This is a genomic window from Bacteroidota bacterium (assembly GCA_030706565.1).
Classification (GTDB): domain Bacteria; phylum Bacteroidota; class Bacteroidia; order Bacteroidales; family JAUZOH01; genus JAUZOH01.
Genome location: JAUZOH010000422.1, coordinates 1 through 3,098 on the forward strand (window position 1 = coordinate 1; position 3,098 = coordinate 3,098).

Annotated in this window: 2 protein-coding genes; both read right to left on the minus strand. The window is 36.6% G+C overall.

Features of this window, described 5'->3' with window-relative positions; translation table 11 throughout:
• Positions 1-7 precede the first annotated feature (7 nt).
• A complete protein-coding gene (locus Q8907_15040) occupies positions 8-1,246 on the minus strand; it encodes a glycoside hydrolase family 88 protein (GenBank protein ID MDP4275587.1) in 1,239 nt (412 codons plus the stop codon).
• A gap of 536 nt (positions 1,247-1,782) precedes the next feature.
• Positions 1,783-3,098 (minus strand): carbohydrate-binding protein (locus tag Q8907_15045; protein ID MDP4275588.1); only part of this gene is annotated, 1,316 nt, incomplete at its 5' end.

Consider the following 3,098-nt stretch of genomic DNA (forward strand, 5'->3'; position numbering starts at 1 on the left):
AAATGTCTTATTTCAACAACCTTTTATAACGAAGCAGGGCTTCAAGGAAATAATAATCCGAATATATCAGGGGTACATCAATTTCACTACGCTGAGGGAAACCACCCACATTATGCCTTAGGACAAAGAAACCGTTTGTGCCGGGTTGTGCCCTGTAAACTTCAGAACTTAAAGATTGAATAATAAGCTCTGCCCTATTAAAAAGTTTCTCTCTTTCTTTTCCTGTGGTATAAGTACAAAGTTCAAACAGAGCCGAACTTGTAATTGCAGCTGCAGAAGCGTCTCTGGGTACAATTTTATAATTTTCCGGATTATATTTCCACTTTGGTGTATAGCCATTTTGATTTACATTATAATCCCAGAAAGGAACTTTATCAGCCGGAAGATTTTTATTATTCAGATAAAAATCCGCAATTTTAAGGGCAGCATTTAAGAATTTTTTATTTTTTGTTTCCCTGTAAACCACGGTAAAACCATATAATCCCCAAGCTTGTCCCCTGGCCCATGCCGAATTATCCGAAAAGCCCTGACAGGTTTCCCTGCTTAAAACCTTGCCGGTTTCCGGATCATAAGCCACCACATGATAAGAAGAATAATCAGGACGGAAATGATTTTTCAATGTGGTTTCAGCATGTTTAACCGCTATATCACGGTATCTATTATCCCCCGTAAGTTTGGATACATAAAACAGCAACTCCAGGTTCATCATATTGTCGATAATGACCGGAAACTGATAGACAGATTTGCCATCCCAGGATTTAAATGAATTCCAGGATTTGATAGCCCCAACCTTGGGATTAAACCTGCTAATTAATGATTTTGCACTTTGTACCAAAATTGATTTATACAACTTATTGCCTGTCAGACGGTAAGCATTTCCGTAACTGCAATTCATCATAAAACCAATATCATGGTTAGAAGTATTATATTGGTTTTTCTCCAAAGATTCAGTCCATTTGATAGCTGCATCTTTCCATTTTTCGGATTTGGTATATTCATAAACATACCACAAGCAGCCAGGCCAAAAACCGCCTGTCCAATCGCTTATAGAAGTATAAGTGGTATTCCCCTTTGCATTGATACTTCTTGGATATTGCTGCAGATTGGTGGAGACTTCCAGCATTTTCGCATATTGTTTTTCTGCCACGGCAAAATCTTCTCTTATCAGACCAATCTTATCCGATTTTAGCGAAGAAGAGATGATAAGAATAAAGATCGACAAGAAATAAATAGTTTTTTTCTTCATTGATTGTAAAAGTTTAGGTGTGAATAAATAGTTTTTAACTTGTTTAAGGATTTATTTATGCTTTGAAAATTTGCAATACATGTAAATATCAGTTTATTATGCTTTTAATTTTTTTTCTAATTCTTCTATAAAATCGACTTTCCCATATAACATTTTTCTCAGGCTCAATTCTATTTTATATAATTCCGAATTTTGTTTATACATTTTTAATTGACGAGTCTCGACTTTCCTTATGTTTAACTCGCATATTTCCAAACCATTGATTTAAAAGTCGACTTGTTTAAAAAAAGCGTACAGGATCAGGCAAAAATAAATGATTTAAAGAAGGATGCAAACAATTCTCTTTATGCCCTTCATTTTAAAAGTTTAATTCTTGCTTCTTTTTGATTTTACATTTGATGCAGGGTCCGCATTTCACAAGAGATTATCTCTGCAAAACCGACTAATGCTTAGGATCATAAAAAGACAAAGGCCGGCCTGATTTTTTACAAAACCAGGCCAGCCTTTGGAATCAAGGTTAATTGAAAGTAGTTGTCTTATTTAAATGTAAATTCCTTTAATAAAAATAGTTTGTCACTGCCCTTACCTGAAAATTTCAGGTATACATCATGCCGTCCAACAGTTTTAACGGTTGGAGTAATGAATTTTTTAAAAGTAGAGATACTACCCGTATTTTTTATTTTGCAAGTTGCTATCTTTTTCCCTCCATCTGTTGAATCGAGCCAAACTTCAACGGTTCCGCCCTTTGTAATACATGAAGCGGTTAACTCAATATATTTCGAAGCTTTAGGATAATCTTCGCTTCCAAATTCGACTCCGGCGTATAAAACCCAATCTCCATTATGAAGGCCATCCAAAGCAGAATTCCCGTCTGACAATTTTGTTGTTTCTGTCCCATATTGATTTGCAGGGCATTCAGCCAGAATTGGCGAATAAGCATCACGGTAAATATAAAGGTCAAAAAAAGCAGGCTTGCCTTGTACGAACAATCCTTGTCTGTTGCCGCACCAACCATTATAGTTTATATTATAACTATCAAGTTTTGCAATATCAACAGGTTCTCCGACCTGTTTCCAATTGGTTCCGTCGGTACTATAAAAACCGGACATAATATGATTTTGCCTTATTAGTTTAAGCCATAAGGTATTTCCCACATTATTGATTGATTCGTAATATGTTTTATCAAAACTGAAACAAATCACTTTACCACCCTGCTTATTAACAGAACTATATAACTTTACATAAAGGTTCTCCGCACCATTAATAAGTCTGATGCCGGCTTCATCGGATATTTCTTTTGCATCGAAATCCAGCCGGGTAATCAAAGAATAATTATGTTCAGGGTCTGTTTTAATTATAGTATTGGGTTTTGTCTCATTTTTTGGGCTCAACCTAAGCCAACCCGGACGTTCGGTAAGTGAGAATGACTCGGCCGGAGTATAACCTAAAAATGACCATTCAGGATTTAGTTTATTATCCTTAAAGGAATCAGATTTGGGAACCATCCAGGGTATCCCGCCTGAAGGCAAATCGGGTGCAACTTTAGTTGTATTTATAGGATAATCAGCCAACACATCATTATTTACATCGTAATGTACTTGATTTAACAATCCCTGTCTTCCCTGTCCAAACCATTCATTATTATTTGCCCTTGCCCAGACAGGATGTAACAACCAGCTCGTTCCATCTTTCAGTTTAACAACTGCAGAAGCGTGATTAGGACTGGAGAAAATTGCTTCAGGCCTGTCCGGATCATTTTCATTGAATAAATTTACAGGAGTAGTCCATGCGGCTTTGTCGGCCGTCAACGTTTTGCTGCGCATTACTTTTTGTCCACCCGAAACATCACGGG

Bases quoted from the DNA above. Each gene is read 5' to 3' on its own strand.
- Q8907_15040 (MDP4275587.1), bottom strand. From the start codon at position 1,246: ATGAAGAAAAAAACTATTTATTTCTTGTCGATCTTTATTCTTATCATC.